The organism is Peribacillus sp. (assembly GCF_059453735.1).
This window is the reverse complement of sequence record NZ_JAZVJO010000550.1, coordinates 1-1919: the sequence shown is the minus strand read 5'-3', so window position 1 is coordinate 1919 and position 1919 is coordinate 1. Positions and strand designations below refer to the sequence as shown.

At 40.5% G+C, this 1919-nt stretch carries 2 protein-coding genes; both read left to right on the top strand.

Annotation, left to right across the window (positions count from 1 at the left end):
• Window positions 1-1686: alpha/beta hydrolase (locus AC52RT_RS18105; protein WP_495542039.1), on the top strand; the 1686-nt coding region annotated here is incomplete at its 5' end.
• Window positions 1687-1734: 48 nt separating this feature from the next.
• Window positions 1735-1919, top strand: a 185-nt coding sequence (locus tag AC52RT_RS18100; protein ID WP_495542038.1) for a hypothetical protein, incomplete at its 3' end; no start/stop codon positions are given.

Below are 1919 nucleotides of genomic sequence, written 5' to 3'. Positions count from 1 at the left end.
CCGGTCATCTATTTACTGCATGGAAGCAATGGCAATGAAAACAGCTATGATGATTTTTGGAAAACGCTTGATAAGATGATTCAAAAAAAGACAATAGAACCAGTAATTGCGATCGTTCCTTCAACAGGTAACAGCTATTGGGTGGACTCAGAGAAATATGGTCGCTATGAATCTGCTGTTATCAAAGATCTCATTCCAACTATAGATAAAAAATACCATACTATCGCAAACCGTTCAGGAAGATTTCTTACGGGATACTCTATGGGCGGTTACGGCGCGCTTAGGTATTCTTTGGTTTATCCAGAACTGTTTTCAGGTACCGCTTTGTTAAGTCCTGCTATTCAAAACCAAGAACCTCCAGAAACATCTGGTGCAGTACAAAGAGGGAGTTTTGGAGACCCATTTGATTTGGACCTGTGGAATGCTAAAAATTATCCAACTGCGATTGATTCATATGTTTTACAGCCATATAGGGTGCCAATCTACATTGCAACAGGAGATGATGATTGGAATCATCTAAGTGAAAAAGAAGAGTTACCAGCTGATGCAGCTAAATATAATTTGGAAGTTCAAGCCGTCCAACTTTATCAGGAGCTTCATCGGAAAAATCTCTTTCAAGTGGATTTCCCAAAATGGGGAGACGTTCCATCAAGCCCGGCAGAACTTCGAATCATGAATGGCGGTCATGGTAAAGAGGTATGGCTTCAAGGTTTTGAAGAAGGAGTAAAGTATTTATTTGACAAGCAATCCCCTCCTGCTTACAATCCAAAACAATATCATTCTAAAAAGAAGGGGAAGGTAACGACAGAATCATTTACAGCATCAAGTCTTGTAAACGACTCTACTCCAGGGCTGGACCAGTTAACATATAACATGTACCTGCCGCCAGGATATAATAAGAAAAATAAGTACCCAGTGGTATATTTGCTGCACGGAAGCAGTGGAAATGCAGAAAGCTGGAATTCATTTTGGCCAATCATGGATAAAATGATAGAACAGAAGAAGACTCGCCCGTTTATTGCCATTGCACCGATAACTGGGAATAGCTATTGGGTCAATTCACATAAATATGGAGCAGTTGAGTCAGCTATTATCAACGATCTAATCCCTAAAATTGAGAAGGACCATAGTACGATAGGATCCAGGGGAGGCAGAGGTTTAATCGGTTTTTCTATGGGCGGTTATGGAGCCTTACGTTATTCGCTCAATTACCCTGACTTGTTTGCTGGTACGACTTTACTTAGCCCTGCTATTCAAGATAAGGAAGCCCCAGCTACTTCAGGTGCTGTAGAAAGAGGATCGTTTGGAGAGCCTTTTAATCCGAAAGTCTGGGACGAACTAAATTACCCAGCTGCACTAAAACAATATAGTAAACAACCCAATCAGGTTCCCATGTATATTGTAGCTGGAGATGATGATTGGAATCATTTAAGCGAGCAAGAAGATTTACCAGAGGATGCGAACAAATATAATATGGAAGTGCAGGCAGTGAATCTCTATCAAGCTCTTCATCGCTCAAATCTATACAATAAAGACTTTGAAAAGTGGGCAGATGTTCCAGGGAGTCCAGCAGAATTACGAATTTTAAATGGAGGACATGGTATGTCAGTTTGGGCAGAGGGGATTGAGAAGGGGTTACAATATATGTTTAAAAACGGATTAGGAAAAACCAATGAAGAACCTTGACTTCCTCACTCAAACCATTTTTGATTAACGGAAAGGGGGGAAGAAAATTTGTATAGCGTAACCATTTTAGACAGCATTAAAACAGAATATAATACTCTATTTGTGAAACTAAAGGGATATGATTCGAACGGCAACCGACCCTTCGAAGGAGAAGTGAAATTTATCGGAGGAAGACCATACGGGGATTTACTTCATCACAAGAGATCAAGCCTATCACCAGAGTGCCGGGAATA